Source organism: Quyinboa mangrovi (assembly GCF_042219825.1).
Taxonomy (GTDB): Bacteria; Bacteroidota; Bacteroidia; order Bacteroidales; family UBA5342; genus JBHJHP01.
Window position 1 is genome coordinate 110010 of the sequence record NZ_JBHJHQ010000006.1, and the last position, 17247, is coordinate 127256.

At 32.9% G+C, this 17247-nt stretch carries 13 protein-coding genes and 1 tRNA gene; 6 read left to right on the top strand and 8 right to left on the bottom strand.

Annotation, left to right across the window (positions count from 1 at the left end; genetic code table 11):
• Positions 1-167 precede the first annotated feature (167 nt).
• The 4 genes from ACE1ET_RS13645 (at position 168) to ACE1ET_RS13660 (ending at position 8166) form a co-directional block, all read left to right on the top strand.
• Positions 168-5234 (top strand): LamG-like jellyroll fold domain-containing protein, encoded by a 5067-nt coding sequence (locus tag ACE1ET_RS13645; RefSeq protein ID WP_375728973.1) that lies wholly within the window; start codon positions 168-170, stop codon positions 5232-5234.
• Positions 5235-5529: 295 nt separating this feature from the next.
• Positions 5530-6675, top strand: a complete 1146-nt coding sequence (locus tag ACE1ET_RS13650; RefSeq protein ID WP_375728974.1) for an AbiH family protein — start codon at positions 5530-5532, stop codon at positions 6673-6675.
• A gap of 64 nt (positions 6676-6739) precedes the next feature.
• On the top strand, positions 6740-7609 hold the full coding sequence (locus tag ACE1ET_RS13655; protein WP_375728975.1) for a PGN_0703 family putative restriction endonuclease: 870 nt from the start codon (positions 6740-6742) through the stop codon (positions 7607-7609).
• Positions 7610-7698: 89 nt separating this feature from the next.
• Positions 7699-8166, top strand: coding sequence for a hypothetical protein (locus ACE1ET_RS13660; protein ID WP_375728976.1), 468 nt, complete (start codon positions 7699-7701; stop codon positions 8164-8166).
• On the opposite strand, the gene ACE1ET_RS13665 is transcribed toward ACE1ET_RS13660, so the two are convergent.
• The 8 genes from ACE1ET_RS13665 to ACE1ET_RS13700 form a co-directional block, all read right to left on the bottom strand.
• Positions 8163-9590 carry a DUF6794 domain-containing protein gene (locus ACE1ET_RS13665; protein ID WP_375728977.1) on the bottom strand — a complete coding sequence of 476 codons (1428 nt, stop codon included), beginning with the start codon at positions 9588-9590 and terminating at the stop codon, positions 8163-8165. The two genes, ACE1ET_RS13660 and ACE1ET_RS13665, sit on opposite strands and share 4 nt — an antisense overlap.
• Before the next feature lie 411 nt (positions 9591-10001).
• Positions 10002-10550, bottom strand: a complete 549-nt coding sequence (locus tag ACE1ET_RS13670; protein ID WP_375728978.1) for a hypothetical protein — start codon at positions 10548-10550, stop codon at positions 10002-10004.
• A gap of 92 nt (positions 10551-10642) precedes the next feature.
• On the bottom strand, positions 10643-11020 hold the full coding sequence (locus ACE1ET_RS13675; RefSeq protein WP_375728979.1) for a hypothetical protein: 378 nt from the start codon (positions 11018-11020) through the stop codon (positions 10643-10645).
• A 15-nt stretch (positions 11021-11035) separates the two neighbouring features.
• Positions 11036-11845: a hypothetical protein gene (locus ACE1ET_RS13680; RefSeq protein ID WP_375728980.1), complete on the bottom strand. Its 810-nt coding sequence runs from the start codon at positions 11843-11845 to the stop codon at positions 11036-11038.
• Positions 11846-12064: 219 nt separating this feature from the next.
• Positions 12065-12799, bottom strand: a complete 735-nt coding sequence (locus tag ACE1ET_RS13685; RefSeq protein ID WP_375728981.1) for a hypothetical protein — start codon at positions 12797-12799, stop codon at positions 12065-12067.
• 145 nt (positions 12800-12944) lie between these two features.
• Positions 12945-13340, bottom strand: coding sequence for a hypothetical protein (locus tag ACE1ET_RS13690; protein ID WP_375728982.1), 396 nt, complete (start codon positions 13338-13340; stop codon positions 12945-12947).
• A 50-nt stretch (positions 13341-13390) separates the two neighbouring features.
• The gene (locus tag ACE1ET_RS13695) at positions 13391-13777 is read right to left on the bottom strand and encodes a hypothetical protein (protein ID WP_375728983.1); all 387 of its coding nucleotides are present in this window, start codon (positions 13775-13777) and stop codon (positions 13391-13393) included.
• 625 nt (positions 13778-14402) lie between these two features.
• A tRNA-Pro gene (locus ACE1ET_RS13700) sits at positions 14403-14478 on the bottom strand.
• A 410-nt stretch (positions 14479-14888) separates the two neighbouring features.
• Here ACE1ET_RS13700 and ACE1ET_RS13705 point away from each other — a divergent pair.
• Positions 14889-16409, top strand: coding sequence for a sensor histidine kinase (locus tag ACE1ET_RS13705; RefSeq protein ID WP_375728984.1), 1521 nt, complete (start codon positions 14889-14891; stop codon positions 16407-16409).
• Between the two features lie 2 nt (positions 16410-16411).
• On the top strand, positions 16412-17101 hold the full coding sequence (gene rprY / locus ACE1ET_RS13710; RefSeq protein ID WP_375728985.1) for a response regulator transcription factor RprY: 690 nt from the start codon (positions 16412-16414) through the stop codon (positions 17099-17101).
• The last annotated feature ends 146 nt before the right edge of the window (positions 17102-17247 follow it).

Sequence of the window (17247 nt, forward strand, 5' to 3'; positions counted from 1 at the left end):
TTCCCATGTAGTTTTTATAAAACCGAATCAGCGAATTTCTGATTGCAACACCGGTTTAAAGCATGTGGAAAGGTTACCCTGTTGCAGTTCGTAAAACAAGTTAAAGTAGGAATTCATTTTTCCCAATATTAAGTGAATTATATAGTACAAACTTTAAATTTTTTATTATGAAATTAAAATCATTACTTTTTCTGCTAGGTGCACTATTATCGGTGCATTTTGCAAGTGCACAACAAATCGATCCTGCACAGGTAAAGACCTACCTGAAGTTTGATGATAATCTCGATGATTCATCCGACAATGGGGTAAACTTTTCCAAAACAGCCGGAACAAATGATCTTACGTATGTTGCCGGAAAATTTGGTAAGGCAGGTTATTTCGACAGCATTGCCGTGGTTTCTTCGGGATTGGATTTTAATCCTCAAAACAGCTTTACAATAGCAGCGTGGGTTACATTGTCTGATCCTTCTTCAGCAGAAGAGCAGACGTGGATCCACCAAAAAGATGCAGGAGGAATGAGTCCCGGACGTATTCACATGGAATTATGGCGTACCAATACATCGTGGGGATCATTTACGGATGGCCAGAGACTGGACGACTCACAGGCAATAACTGCCGGAGAATGGTATTTTGTTGCCAATGTAAAAGATGCCGTAGCCGGCAAAAGGTATCTGTATGTAAACGGAGTTAAAGTAAATGAACTAGATGCCGGAACAGAAAGTAATAATGGTCAGTTGGTATTAGGAGCCAGAAAAACAGAGAATGAAGGTTTTATTCAGAAAAGTATGATGGATGAATTACTGATTACCGGAGAGGTGCTGGATGAAACAGATTTAGCATACATTATGGCTAATGGTGTTGCCAAAGCTATGGAAGTGCCTGTGATTGAGTCAAACCTGAGCTTAAAACATTCGTACACGTTTGAAGATGGAACCGCTGATGATGTTGTTGGAACCGCCAATGGTACTGTTGTTGGGGCAGCGGCGATTGCAGATGGTGCTTATTCACCGGCTGACGGCAATACATATATTGAATTTACTCCTGCTGATCTGGCATTAAATACATATTCATCCATTACTATGGAAGCCTATGCAACCCAGGGAACCAATGGTGACTGGGCCATGTTGTCATATTTTGGGGGTGATGGTGATAATAACAGCTTATTCTTAACCATTACAAGGGGCGATAATGTAACACGAGCCGCTTCTAACGGAACATTTGCACACGGTACAGAACCTGCTGCAGGTGAAACACATCATTATGTGCTGACCCTGACAACAGAAACCCTGTCACTTTATATCGATGGTGTTTTACAGGCTGTGCAAAAAGTACCCGAAACAAATATTGCAAATATTGGAACCGATAATGCATGGATAGGTAAAAGTACATGGCCTGATCCATCATGGAATGGTACACTTTACGAATATAACATCTACGAAGGTGTCATGTCAGAAGATTCAATAGCCAAACGCGCGCAGGATTTTCTTATCACGAATACATCAGGTCTAAAAGATCTGTCACTGAGCGCCGGAACCATGTATCCTTCATTTGTTGGTACAACAACAACATATGATATAATCATTCCGGCAAACCGTACCAGTATTGATATAACAGCTACTCCGTTTACAGATGGTGCATCAGTTACCGGTGATGGAGCTGTTGATGTATCTGCGGAGAAAGATACCATTTCAGTTTGGGTTAAAAATGGTGACGACAGTACGGAATATGTATTACGTTATATGAAAAACAGCCTGACTAAAACGCATTCATATACGTTTGAAAATGGAACAGCTGATGATATGGTAGGTAGTGCTGACGGAACAGTGGTCGGAGCCAATGCATTTGAAAATGGTGTCTTTGTACCATCTGACGGTGCCACATATATTGATCTTCCACAAACAGATATCGCGCTGAATACATATGCAGCCATTACAATGGAATCGTATGTTACGCAGGGTACCAATGGAGATTGGGCAATGCTGTATTACTTTGGTGGAGACGGTGATAATAATAGTCATTTTATGACAATTACACGTGGTGACAATGTCACTATGGGAGCATCCAGCGGCTCTTTTGTCCGGGGTACAGAACCTGCCGCAGGTGAAACACATCATTATGTTACTATTCTTACCAGATCTACGCTTTCTTTATATATCGACGGAGTACTGCATTCTGTTAAATCAGTACCATCAGGTAATATTGAAAATATTGGTCTTGATAATGGCTGGATTGGTAAGAGTACCTGGCCGGATCCAAACTGGAACGGAACGTTGTATGAATATAGTATTTACAACGGGGTAATGGATTCAGCAACAATTGCAGCACATTCGGATGCACGAAATGCGGTGACACTTTCTGATTTATCAGTGGCTGAAGGATCAATATCACCTGATTTCAGTTCTGATGTTACTGAATATACCGTTTTATTACCTACAGGAACCGAAACTGTTAATGTGGCAGCTTTAGCAACCACACCTTTTGCCTCAGTAAAAGGTGTTGGTGAAATTACGCTTGAATCAGCGGAAGATACCTTATTTGTGGATGTAAAATCTTTGGATGGAACAGATTCTACAAGATATATGATCAAATATGCCGTTGGTCCGACACTATTGATGCACTCTTATACATTTGAAGATGGAACTGCTGATGATATGGTAGGAACCGCAGATGGTACCATAAACGGAACCGGAACAATTACGGATGGTGTTTATACATCAGCAACCAATGGCGATTTCATTTCGTTTGATGGTACTGAACTTGCATTGAACACGTATGATGCCATTACCCTGGAGACCTATATCCAGGCCGGGGACGGAACAAACCCAGGATGGACAGTCCTTAATTATTTTGGGGATATGAGTGGTAACAATGCGTATTTCTTTACGATTGCAAGAGATGATAATATCAGTATAACTGAGTTCAATGGTGGATCAAGAGCTACTGCTAAAGGGCCTGAGATAGATGACGGAAAACTGCACCATCTTGTTAGTGTGTTAACCAACGATAAAATTTCATGGTATATTGATGGCGTGTTGATGAACAGCGTCGCTTCAACATCTCCGATTTCAAATATCAGTACAGCTAATGCGTGGTTATGTAAAGGTGGATGGCCTGATCCTACATGGAATGGTAGTATTTATGAGTATAATATCTACAACGGTGCTATGGATGCTGCTACAATAAGAACGCATGCTGCAGACTTCCTGGTTGATAATACTTCGTCATTATCTGCACTGACTTTAAGTGCCGGTAAACTATTTCCTGCATTTGTAAGTTCAAGATATGACTATCAGGTTGTATTGCCGGTTGGAACTGAAAGTATTGACATTACTGCTACTGCAATTGATGCCGGGGCAGAAATTACCGGCGCCGGAACTGTAGATGTATCCGCAGGTATTGACACCTTAACCGTAAAAGTTAAAAACGGTGAGGATAGCAGTGAATATAAACTGAATTATGTGGTTCAGACCGATTTGACGCTGGCGCACTCGTATACCTTTGATGATGGAACTGCCAACGATATGGCGGGAGACCTTGATGCTGTAATCAATGGTACACCAACAATTGCAAACGGAGCATATACATCAACTCAGGACGGTAACTATTTGTCTTTTGATGGTGCTGCCCTGGCATTGAATGCTTATCCGGCAATAACACTTGAGACGTATATAACTGCAGGAAATAATCCGGCATGGACATTCTATGCATATTTCGGTGATCTTGAAAGCCGGAACACTTATTACCTGTCGATTGCCCGTAATGATGATATCAGTCGTACAGGAACAGGCTCAACATGGGTTAACGGACCGGAACCGGCAACCGGTGAGGTTCATCATTATGTTAGTGTATTTACATATGAATCTGTTTCATTCTATCTGGATGGAGAACTACTGGGAACTACACCAATCAGCAATCCTGCGGATTATATTTCTGCCTTAAGTACTGCCAATGCATGGTTAGGTAAAGGTGGATGGCCTGATCCTACGTGGAACGGATCAATTCATGAATTCAATATTTACAGTGGTATCATGGACGCAGCTACGGTACAGGAACATGCAGCTCTTATGAGTGAAGCATCGCTTTCTTCCCTTTCATTGGACAAAGGTCTAATGTCTGCATTCAGTTCTGATGCCGAAGAGATGTCAGCAATTTTACCGTCAGGAACCGAAGCCGTTAATGTGTCTGCACAGGCATCAAACAGATTTGCAGTTGTTGCTGATACCGGCGAAGTGATGTTGGATGCAGAAGTTGATACAGTTTCTGTGATGGTCACATCCCTTGATGGCACACTAACTAAAACATATATGGTAAAATATGAGCTTGAATCAACACTTACCAAAACACATTCTTATACGTTTGCCGATGGCACTGCAGACGATATGGCAGGTGATGCCAACGGTACATTAGTTGGTGGATCCATAGCCGATGGTATTTATACTACAACAGCCAGTGGTCAGTATATTGATCTTCCGGCTGCTGATATAGCCATCAACAGCTATTCTGCAATTACAATTGAAGCTTATGTGAAAGGCGGTAATGGAGCTAACGGTGGATGGTCTATGTTATCATACTTCGGTAATACCAGTGCGGATGGATTTGGTTCTGATGGTTATTTCCTGACTATTGCACGAGATGATAATAAATCGCGTACAGGCATTAGTTGTGGAAGTGATACTGAACCCTGGAACTATGAAACAGGAGTTGACGGACCAGAACTGGAAGATGCCGCGGATCATCATGTAGTAAGCATTTTATCAAAATATTCTATCCTTATGTTTATTGATGGTGAATTACAGGGTATTCAAACTCTCGCATCGCATAATGCAATTGATTTATTGAGCAATAACCTGGCTTATATCTGCAAGGGTGGTTATTCCAGTGATCCTACATGGGTAGGTTCAGTGTATGAATTCAACATGTATGAAGGAATTATGGATACTGCAACAATTAGCGAAAGATCCAAAACAATTCCTGATGACACTAACGAAGGACTGGTAGGAAATGAAATGCACACAATTCATGTTTATCCTTCAATTTCCTCTGGTTCATTTACCGTTGAATTTGCAGGCAAACCAGGCTTGATAACCGTGTATGACTTGTCAGGTAAAATCGTTAAACAGCAACTTGCATCTTCTTCAAAAGAAGACCTTACAATTTCACAAAATGGTGTATATTTGATAAAGGCCGAAAGTGAAGGTAGCAATCAGTTATTTAAAGTTGTAAAAACAAACTAATCTATCATAATTGATTAACAAAAGGGGAGAGGCCGGAATTAATTCCGGCCTCTTTTAATTAATTTTATTTGTTTATAGTTGAATTGTAAAAATGACATTTTAAACAGATTGAAAAACGCCTGAATTGAATAAACAAAAAATGGTGGATATAACAAAAAAGAGGGCTTGTTAGCCCCCATTTTTGTGTCATAACCTCCCCTGTAATAGAGGTAGTAAATAAACGACCGTTTGTTTAAACTTTCAGTTTCAAAGTAAAATAATTACTTTAGTATTTCTTTTAATTACTATACCTGAAATGACAGCATTACTTACTCACGCACCTGAATATGAAACTTTTGGAATAAATAACAGTATTTTCAATCAGTATAAAGAGGTAAATAAGTTAATAATTGTTGGAAATGGTTTTGATTTAGCCCATGGGTTAAATTCAAGTTTCAAAGATTTTATTTCTGATTATATATTAAATGTTATTAAAGAATTTCTTAAGGAAAGAATTTACGATGATAGTCTTATTCAAATTTCTTCTAAATCAGATTTATTTCATATAACTGATATTGTGTCAAAATTAAATAAGGATAATAGCATTGAATCTCTTTTTAAAATTAAGGCAAGATCAAATATTAATTTTCATTTTAAGTTCGAATTACTTAAAAGTATTATTGATAATTTTCAATATAAAAATTGGTATGATATTGAAGTTATATTTTTTGATTTATTAGCTGACTTAGTTTCAAATAAAGAATTCAGTCAAATTTCATCACTTAATGAAGAACTAGAATTTCTGAAAAGTAAATTAATTGAATACTTATTAAAGCAAGAGAATATATCAAAATGTATTATTCATGAAGGTTTATTAAATCAGTTTAAGTCATTAATAAAAAAGCAGGATTGTTTAATAAATACAATTGAAGAGGATTTAGTTGCCAAGTCATTTTATTTTCTAAATTTTAACTATACCAACATTTTGCAAAAATATGTAGATGAGATGGGTGATTTCTTTTCAACCATAAATTATATTCATGGGGCAATAAATGCAGAACTGGCTAATGGGCAATCGCCTATTTTTGGTTTTGGGGATGAGTTTGACAAAAAATACGAAAAATTCGAAGAGGAAAATGAGGATGAAGCATTCGTACATATAAAATCATTTAAATATCTTGAAAGTAATAATTATAGAAACCTTATGGAATTTATTGAGTCTAATGCTTTTCAAGTACAAATATTTGGTCATTCATGTGGAATATCTGACAGAACAATGCTTAATAAAATCTTTGAACATGAAAATTGTATTTCTATTAAAGTATATTATCACAATGTTGGGGATTCGAATGATTATACTAAAAAGAATTATTCTATTTCAAGACATTTTAAAGATAAAAGTATGTTAAGAAACAAAGTCGTGAATTTCAAATATTGTGAACCTATGATTCAACCAATATAATACTATTAACAAAAGATTTATTTATAATGAAAATATCAACAATTATTCTAAAATCATATTACAAATGAATGGTCTGGAATTTATCAAGCAAAAGCAAATATCTTGGGCAAATCGGAATGACATAATCCTTTCTGGTAGCAAATCAATATCAGATCAAAAAATTTACGTCCAAAAATTGGCAGATAATTTATTTACTGGTATTTCTAAGGAAACGGTTGACGATTTCAATAATGGGGATGGTGGTGAATTGAATTACAAGAATGGTTTCTTACCAAAAATGTTTGCATTACATTCTTCATCTGCGATTGGAGTTAACATTTTTGAATATTGGCGTAAATCAAAACAGATAAAGAATATTGCTTATGCTTGTGGACTATGTAATATCAATAATTCATTTTCTCAAGATATTCAATTTGAAAAGAAATTTGAAATAAGCAAATCATTCAGATTTGCTCCTAATCTTGATGTTGTAATTAAAAACAGTGATAAATCAACAGTAAAATTATTCGGCATTGAATGTAAATTCTCTGAATCATATTCTTCAAGAAAGCATGATGGAATAAGTGAAAAATATTTAAAAGAAATACCTGAACAATGGAAAGATATTAGTTATCTTAAAGAATTGGCAGAAGAAATCTCACCAAATGATAATAAATTCAAATATTTACATGCTGCTCAACTTATAAAACATATTCTAGGGTTAAAGAAAAATTGCGGTAAATCTGCATTTAGACTACTATACCTTTGGTACGATGTATATGGATTTGACGGGAGTAAACATAGAGAAGAAATAGATCAGTTTAAAAGAATTGCAGTTAAGGACAATGTCAAATTTCATTCTATTAGTTATCAGGAATTAATAGTTAAAATGAAAAAACATTTTTATGTTGGAAATGAAAAGTATATTGACTATTTGACTAATCGGTATTTATGATGTTTTTATTTATGTGTTTAATTATTATTATTTTTATTGGGTTGGTAAATCTTGTTGAATAGATTTTATTAAGTATTAAATACATTATAATGAAAAAAATTACGCTATTAACCTTGGTAGTTTTAATATCAAGTTGTTCCACGTTAAAATCAGTTTATAGTCCTAGCCTTACCGAAAAAGATAAAAATGACTGGAATTTAATGACAGGGAAATGGTATGGAAGTGAAATTTCTCAAGATGGGTCAAAACTTGAATGGTTAACCGATAGGTCAGTTGATGGTTTGTATACCATTAATTTTAAACTGACGAAGCCCAATGGAAAAATGTTTAAACAGTCTGAAAATGGCGAGTGGGGAATTTCAGGTGGTGTATATTTTTCAATTTATAAGATATTGTTAAAAGATGGTATCGCTGAAGTGCAAAACGCAACAAATCCTCATAATCGGGATACATACAAAGTGCTCAAATTAAATGAAAAGGAGTTTGTTTATAAGAATTTTCGTACAGGAATAAAGTATAAAGTAATTAAAGTTGATTCAACATTTGAACTGAATTAAAGCCAAAGTATATTACTTTTAGATTTCATTTTGTCAAATTTTTGCCAATTATCATTATTCCCGTTTAACCAATCATAATAATAACTAAGTATTACACCAGACATAGAATCTGGATGTTCAATACCTCTCTTTTGCATATACAGTTGTAATCTTGACCCACCCCATAATCCCCAATTATTACGAATCCACATTCCTAGTCCAAAATGAAATCTAATTGTTTCGGAACTATTATTTAAATTTTTTATTTTTTCTACAAATCTTGGTTCAAGAATCTTGTTGAGTTGGTAAAAGCATTCTTCAATGTTTTTTGGGATATAAATACCATTTATTGAATCCGCAACATAATTTTTTTGCCTAATAATATTCTCTTGTTTAATTTCAATTAATCTTTCTTTTTTAGAGATTTTTAAATTTGTATTCATTAAACTTATTGATACTGTGTATTTCCATTTCCCAACTTCCTCTGGGACTGTGCTTGAATTAAAGGAACAGGTTTTTACAAATTCAGTTAATTTAGACACAGGAAAATTATAGGTATAATTAATGATTGAATCAATGTTTGCTATCCCTGTTTTATCGATTATTAAATCGAAATTAATCCAATATTTTTTATACTCATTTTTGTACTTTAAGGTTTCAGGAGTAACTTGCAGATTGAGATATTTTGCAAGTGATTCATAAAAACTATTTCCATCTTTTAGTTTAGGTAAATTTAAGAATGAGGGAACGTTTTTTAATTTTAATGTATTAATTTTTACTGATTTTAATCGATCAAATATAGATATATCTATTTCTCTGTAGGATTCAAAATTTATTTCAGAAGTATTTAAGTTAAGTTTTATAAGCCTGCCCAACTTTGAGAAAATATATACAGTATCATTATCCGTGTATAAAACACTTTCCATTAATTTATTTTCTAAGTGGGTGGTGTCATTGATATTTACATGTTCGTTATTAGCCCAAACCTCGTATTTCCTCCTATAAAATAAATAGCAATCTAAAGATTCTGAATCACAATCTGTCAATTCAGAAAGATTAAATGATGTAGTTTTTTCACCATTGTTAAATACAATAATATTTTCGTTACCATCTTTTAATCCAAGAACTTTATCGCTAATATAGGCTACTTTAGTACCATCATTGCTGATTAATATTTCACTTTCGTTTTTACGAATATAAAAATAGCGATTTATTGTATATAATTCTGTAGAGTCTGAACTGTAGATAATTGTATTACCAACAGATGTATTTCTAAGGTTGTCATAAGAGAGTGTTTTTAAAAAATATTTTTCATTTTCTGATTTTATAATATGGATATCAGAAGCGGAATTAAAAAAGGTATTAACCTTTTTCGAATTATTTGTTTGCCCTTTTAAATTGGCAATAAAAAAGAAAGATATTGTTATGTATAATATTGATTTCATTGGTAATAATTCTGAGTTAGATATTAGTTGTGTCAATTACTCCAAGTATAGTGAATAACAGCCCCAACCCCAATAAAATATAACCCCATATTTTCATAGGAATAAAGAAAAAAGAATTTTCAATATCTACCTTTATCTTTTTACCTTCAACTTCAACGAAATCCTCACTTGTTTTATACGTCCATAATGCTGAAAAAATAAATGTGATTCCTATTATGAGATTTTATAGTCATATTCTGAAGCAAATACTTCGCCCAAATAGCGTTTTAAAAGACCATTTATAAGTGCTACTACAATTAAAGATACAAATAGGTACACTGGTATTAAAATGCCTTTATTCTTATATATTATTTGCATTGCCAATCATTTAGGTATTTGAATTTAAATACTTTGTTATTTGAATGCCATGGTTTAATCTTCAGAAAATTCTAAAATTTCTTTTTTAATCCATTTTCCATCCAATTTTTCCATTAAATAAGTCATCGATAAATCTCCCCACATATAACCCGATTTTACGTTAAATTTTACTATTGAATATTTCTTATCGGTTGTGAATATTGGTATTGAAAATTCACAATACCATTTATCTGTTTTTTCTTTGATTACGGTAAACTTATTTTCCTTATTAAGCAGATACTCATCTTTTGTTTTTCTTCTGTTTATGCTATCAGCCATTAATTTAAATTTCTCCAATTCTTTATCATTTATCAACTGTAAGCTACAATTATGAATAATTGAATCAGCGATATTTATTTCATCTGTAAACTTATATCCATATTCAAGGAAAACAGGAGAGGTGTTTTCAAATAATCTATTATAAACAATGTACATTTCGGAACTTAAATCATCATTAGATCTTATTACAGCATTAATAACGTTTTCTATTTCCGATAATTTTACTGTTTCGTTTTGCTGAAAGGAAGAAAATACTAAGAATATTACCAATAACTGTAATTTCATTAATCTTGGAAAATAAAGTTCACCTATTATGATTTAAATGTCGTTTGCTTTTAGCTTGATAAAATATCAGCAAAGTCCTGACCAAATGCATTTTATATTTCATATGAATCAAATTCATTACACGAAATCAATTTTCTTTTTTTGATAACCACTTCAATGTATTTGGTGAATTCATTTCCTTTTATATCATCCAGTTCGACCTTTCGTACAGGTTTGGTTTTAAGACTGAAAATTGTAAAGAAAAATCCATAAAATCGAAACAATGAATTTATTGGTACACCATATTTGATTTTTTCTGTAAGGTTTAGTTTATCAATATTAAGTACGTTTAGTTTCAGTTCAGCATAATACTCAGTAATTAAAAAATTGACCTTAGCATTGCTTATATAACTATAGTAGATTTTGACAATAATAAGTACAAATACTAGTCCATTAATAACATAATTTATTACTGAGACCGTGGTTTCCATATTCTGTTTTAATATTTATTGCGTTCTTTTATTTAAGTGATTTTCTATGTTATAGTTTAAATAATTAACTATAAGAGAATCAGTTGTTAGTTTTAGAATCAATAGTTTTTCTATTGAATTATCACTATTTATTATAACAATAGTGTCACCCTTCAATTCATATTTTGCCCATATATCAGGGTCTGGATAGTAAATAGAATCTTCATAAATACCGAAATAAGCATTTTCAGTTTCTTCATCACCACCGTATGCTCCAAATAAATTTTCTTTTGAGATTTTTATTTTTACCTCTTCAAGTGGTGGTGGTGGAACAAAATAATTTTCATAAAATCCTGTTCGGTCAGATATTATATCATGAATTAATTTTTCAGAAATTGAATCATAGTCAATTGAAAAAGTTAATCCGTACAAGAAATTACTATATCCAACTAGCAATCCATAATTTTCACAATAAAATAAGTTTGCTTCTTCATCGGATACATCAATTTTATCATAGAGATATTTTTTAATAATATAAGCAGTATCATTTATAACTATTTGCTTGGTCGTAATAAGTGGGCATGGAATACCAAAGAATATTATAGATGAATCGCTTTTTGCTGATTTTCTATATGAATATGCCAAAGTATCGGTATCATGAATAAATGTATATGAAATTGTATCATTATTTATACATGTTATTAAATTCACACTATCCGTGTTTTTTATATTTCCTCTTACATAATAGTGAATTAGGACATTATTATAATGTTTTTTACAATTTTGTTCTTTCAAACTACAACTTGAAAGAATAATTAGAAATACTAGGGAAACTATTTGTTTCATAAAGATATTCGGAACTTTGACTGACATTACTAATATAAAGTATTAGTTTGACCTAAACTGCTCCACTTAGTCAGTATTAATATAAACCCAACTAATATTCCTGTTAATAACCCGCCAATATGAGCAGCATTATCTTTTCATACTATCTTCAACCTTGCAGCCAACGGCTTAAAATAATACCTATGCGTAGCATTGGTTTTATTTTTTTGTTGTGCATTGTTATTCTTGTTTTATTTTTTTCAAAATGTCCTTCACGTATTTGTTATTAGAATCATAATACAATGTTCTTTCCGCAAAATATTTCGCCAATTTATCGTCATACATATTAAAATAACATTCTGTTAAATATTCCAATGATTGCACATAAACAGGTGTTCCTTTGAAATCTTGAATTCCTAATATAAATCTATTAATTAATTGTGCCGCATTTGACCAATCATTATAATCCATGTATAATGTTGCTAATTTCCAATATGATTCCCTGAACCAAAAATCTATTGTAATAGTTGAATCTGATTTTCCATTAATTGAATCTAGTCTATATACAAAATCCTTATATATCTTAAATGAATTTTCCTTAGAGTTATCATCTTCTATCCAATATAATGCTCTTGCATAATTAAAGGTAATAAATAAATTATCTGGTTCTTTTTTAAATGGTTTTTTTAATTCTTCTGCTGCTTTGTAATATTCTCCATTTAAATAGTATTGAACTGATTTATCTATATTCTCCTGATAATTTTCAGATTGAATTTTTGGAAATTCAGCAATTTCACCAATTTTTTCATCTTGCTCTACATATTTAGTATTTTCATCCAATGTCCTAATTATATTGATAAATGTATATCCTGTAAATTGGTTATTTAATACACAATCATCATTAGCAAAATAATATTCCTGAGAATATGATTTTGAAAAAAATAAAATTACGACTATTAATACAAGATTTCTCATTTCATTAAACTTATTGCCAACGTTCCCACGGTATGGTGTCGTGACAATTTCTGTCCGATAGGATAGGAACTGTCAGGACGAAAAGAGCAGGCAGCGAACGTTGAATTATTATGTTTAAAAGTACTGTCATACACTTTACCGTGTGTTAGTGAGCGTTTTTAATATTATTCTTTTCAATTTTCATATAATATGCATTTAAGTCTGAAGCATACATTAATTTTATTATTCCTTTTTTACTTATTATTCTTGATATCCATATTCCTTTAGGTGTGTTAAGCGCTTCAGGTTCACAAAAATTATCAAATTCATAAAATAAGATTTCGTTCTCAACCGAATCCAATTTCCAGTTACCAGTATAGGTATTTCCCTCATTTGTTGGATAGTCATGGAAATGAATGTATGTATGGTCAGGTTTGATGATAATTGTATCTTGGCAATTATTATATGCATAAACTCCAATAATTTCTTTTTTTGTAATTCTATTTTCACAAGAAATAAGAAGTATAAAAACTAGGAATAATATTATTGTCAGATATCTCATATTATTAAATGCCCACTAACTTATGAACCCGTGTTGTGCGTTCGTTATTTTTAATCTTTGTACCTTTTCTCATATTCTTTTACATGATTTGGAAATTCGTCATTGTAAAATGGATATGGAATGCCCTCAATAATAATGTCAAATCCTTTACTGTCCATTCCATCTATTTGATTTCCGATACCTTTAATTTCAACACCATCACAATTTATAATTTTTAGTCCATCGATTGTTCTGGTTGAAATTAGTTTGTCTTCTGGAAAATCACTTACTAACTCAATTTCATTTTTAATGCAATAATTTTTAATAAAATCATATCCAATTTTTGATTCATCAAAGTTTATTAGTCCAAACACTACACCCATTGGAGCATCACCTTTTTCTAGTTGGGTAGTTCCAATTTTTATGTTATCTAAAAGAATATTATAAGTTTTATTCACTAGTCATTGTTATATAATGACGCACTACAAGAAATATACGGTTATAATGGCTGTTTTTTGTACAATATTGGTCGATATAGCCAAATACTTATGTGTTTTAGAATGCTTCGCCTACTCAATCCCATCATATAGTTAATAGGCGAGGTAATAGTTATTCCATGAACACCAATTGTGTTTCAATCCCTTCAAATAAAATCCATCCTTAAAATTGGCAGGTAAAATCCACATTAAATTTAATAAAACGTTTCAAATAATCAATATTAGAAGATATTATAATGAATTATAGAGTGATTATGCTATAAGAATGTCCCAAAAGATAGGTAACCCCCGCTACGTGGGATACCGCCCCCGTGGGGTTATAGGCATGTGAATAGGGCATCTGTAGGAGTGATGGGTTTTTAAAAAAGCAAGGATATAAAAAATTGGCTGCAACATTTGATGTTTAAATTTTTTCTGGGAAATTTTTCTTGGAAAATTTTTGATGATATGAAAACGATATTTGGAAGCAATATCTATAGGGTAGAGGACATACTAAAAAAGGTAGCCCAAAATGACTACCTTATAATTTTTTGGTTCAAAATCAGGTTCAAAATGCTGTAACCTATTGATAATCAAACCATATCAGTCGGGATGACTGGATTCGAACCAGCGACCCCACGCCCCCCAGACGTGTACTCTAAACCGGACTGAGCTACATCCCGTGATATTTGAAATATTTATTAGTATCTCAGATTGTGTACTCTAAATGCCGATTTTCACCAATTTATAAAATTGGGTTGAAAATCGAGGACTCACGAAAAATAATAAAACGGAGTTTAAATTTTTCGGAGCCGGACTGAGCTACATTCCACTGCTATTAAAAAAGAACGTTTTTCTTTTTATGAGCCGCAAATATAGCAAAATCATTTTTTTGTTTACATTTTTTGGTTTTTTAATTTTTCACCTTACATGTATTTAGTCAGTTATGTGGATTTAACATTATCTCAAAATGTTAAAAATCAAATAATTAATGATTTTAACAGATTATAACATTTTGATTATTAGCAAGTTGTGCCTGTTAAACTTTGTTAATACATATTGCAATGCAAAGGCAAGATGTATATTTGTGTCCATGAAGAGATTTTACATATGGATTTTAGCATCTGTGGTGGCGATCTGTTTTATCGGGTTGCTGTTTATTCAGTTTGTCTTTGTAACCCGTATGGTTCATGAGCGTAACGATCTTTTCAACCAGATAGTAAATAATTGCATTACCAGGGTAATACAGACATTGGAAACGGAGGAGATGCTGGCAGAAGATACTGTTAGCGAAGCTAATCCTGTCCTTGGAAACGGGCAGATTTCCATTAATATTCAATCAGAACGATTTAACTACGAGATTAAAAAGGAAAATGGTGAGCCTAAGGTGGTCGGGACGTATGAAAAATCGGTACAAAATCTGTCAAATAAACCACAGTTAAATCTTAATTCAAATAAACCTGAAACATTTGCTTCAAGGCAGATGCAACTTAATGAGAAGATAAACGGCAGGGTGAAACAGAAGCGGGACAGGTTAACGCATATTCAAAAACTACTTGACATTGAGGACCGGCCTGTTATAGACCGTATAAATTTAAGTAAGTTAAAAAGCGAATTAAATAGTGAGTTTTATGATAATGGGATTTATTTACCGTTTTTTGTAACTGTAGTCAATAATGAAGGAGATACGGTGTATACAGATGATCCTTCATCTGTGAAAAATATTAATGCCGTCTATAAAAGACATTTGTTCCCCAATGACATTCACCCTAAAGCTCATTTTGTTTCTGTTTATTTTCCTACAAAAAAGAGCTATATATTCCAGTCTATGCGATTGGCTACACCTACGCTCATCTTTGCCACAATTCTTATTTTGTCTATCGCATTAATGATCTATATTCTTTTTAAGCAGAAAAAACTGTCGGAAATAAAGAATGACTTTATAAATAATATGACCCACGAATTTAAAACACCTATTTCAACTATTTCTTTGGCGTCGCAGATGTTAAAAGATACAGGTGTTTCAAAGACTCCTCAAAGTCTTTCACATATATCAAGGGTCATACATGATGAAACCAAACGCTTAGGTTTTCAGGTGGAAAAGGTCTTGCAGATGGCAATATTTGACAAGGACAAAAGCCGTTTGAAGCTAAACGAATACGATATAAATGAGCTGATCCATTCAGTGGTAACTAACTTCTCGTTGAAAGTTGAAAGTAAAGGTGGGCATATTGACGAAAAACTTGAAGCTGAGCAAAGTTATTTAGCAGTGGACGAACTACATTTTACCAATGTTATTTTTAACTTACTCGATAATGCATTAAAGTATTGTCACAGAGAGCCTCAACTGGAAATTAAGACATGGAATGAAAAACAAAAGCTCTGCATAAGTGTTAAAGATAATGGTATAGGTATTAAGAAAGAAAATTTGAAACGCGTATTCGAGAAATTTTATCGTGTGCCGACCGGAAATGTTCATAATGTGAAGGGATTCGGACTTGGACTGGCATACGTGAAAAAGATTATCGATGACCATAACGGAACAATTCGCGTTGAAAGTGAAGTAAACACAGGTACAACATTCATTATTTGTTTACCCTTAAAAAACCCATAGTGATGGAAGAAAAATTCAAAATTCTATTAGCCGAAGACGACGAAAATCTTGGCATGTTATTACGTGAGTATCTCATGGCAAAAGGTTTCGAGACTGTCTTAAAACCGGATGGTGAAGCCGCATATGATGCTTTTATGAAGCAAAAATATGATCTTTGCATCTTAGATGTGATGATGCCTAAAAAGGACGGGTTCTCCCTGGCACAGGATATACGAGTACTGAATTCCGAAATTCCGATTATCTTTTTAACAGCTAAATCGCTTAAGGAAGATATCCTGGAAGGTTTTAAAATAGGTGCAGATGATTATCTGACCAAGCCTTTCAGTATGGAGGAATTACTCTTCAGGATTGAAGCGATTCTTAGAAGAACTTCAGGAGTAAAACAAAAGGAACAGCAAACTTATCAGCTCGGTAAGTTTTCATTCGATACACAAAAACAAACGCTGTCAGACGAAAACAGTACAGTTAAACTTACTACAAAAGAGTCTGAGCTGCTTAAGCTTTTGTGTTCACATGCGAATGATGTTCTGGAAAGGAATTATGCATTAAAGAAAATCTGGATTGATGATAATTACTTCAATGCCCGAAGCATGGATGTTTATATTACGAAACTAAGAAAGCATCTTAAAGATGAACCGGGTGTTGAAATCATCAATATTCACGGAAAAGGTTATAAGCTGATTATTGGCTGATAATTTTTTGAATAAGATCGGGACTGTTCATAAAGCATGCTTCGAATTGTTGAGAGCGCAACAAAATGCGAACTACAGAGCATATTCGTAAATGTCTTTTGGAGCAGTCTTTTTTATGCATACCTTTTAACCTGTATCTTAGAGAC

What these genes read in the sequence shown, in the direction of transcription:
- ACE1ET_RS13645 (WP_375728973.1), top strand. Translation starts at nt 168, where the DNA reads ATGAAATTAAAATCATTACTTTTTCTGCTAGGTGCACTATTATCGGTG.
- ACE1ET_RS13675 (WP_375728979.1), bottom strand. Translation starts at nt 11,020, where the DNA reads ATGGAAACCACGGTCTCAGTAATAAATTATGTTATTAATGGACTAGTA.
- ACE1ET_RS13650 (WP_375728974.1), top strand. Translation starts at nt 5,530, where the DNA reads ATGACAGCATTACTTACTCACGCACCTGAATATGAAACTTTTGGAATA.
- ACE1ET_RS13690 (WP_375728982.1), bottom strand. Translation starts at nt 13,340, where the DNA reads ATGAGATATCTGACAATAATATTATTCCTAGTTTTTATACTTCTTATT.
- ACE1ET_RS13705 (WP_375728984.1), top strand. Translation starts at nt 14,889, where the DNA reads ATGAAGAGATTTTACATATGGATTTTAGCATCTGTGGTGGCGATCTGT.
- ACE1ET_RS13670 (WP_375728978.1), bottom strand. Translation starts at nt 10,550, where the DNA reads ATGAAATTACAGTTATTGGTAATATTCTTAGTATTTTCTTCCTTTCAG.
- ACE1ET_RS13660 (WP_375728976.1), top strand. Translation starts at nt 7,699, where the DNA reads ATGAAAAAAATTACGCTATTAACCTTGGTAGTTTTAATATCAAGTTGT.
- ACE1ET_RS13655 (WP_375728975.1), top strand. Translation starts at nt 6,740, where the DNA reads ATGAATGGTCTGGAATTTATCAAGCAAAAGCAAATATCTTGGGCAAAT.
- ACE1ET_RS13665 (WP_375728977.1), bottom strand. Translation starts at nt 9,590, where the DNA reads ATGAAATCAATATTATACATAACAATATCTTTCTTTTTTATTGCCAAT.
- ACE1ET_RS13685 (WP_375728981.1), bottom strand. Translation starts at nt 12,799, where the DNA reads ATGAGAAATCTTGTATTAATAGTCGTAATTTTATTTTTTTCAAAATCA.
- ACE1ET_RS13680 (WP_375728980.1), bottom strand. Translation starts at nt 11,845, where the DNA reads ATGAAACAAATAGTTTCCCTAGTATTTCTAATTATTCTTTCAAGTTGT.
- rprY (WP_375728985.1), top strand. Translation starts at nt 16,412, where the DNA reads ATGGAAGAAAAATTCAAAATTCTATTAGCCGAAGACGACGAAAATCTT.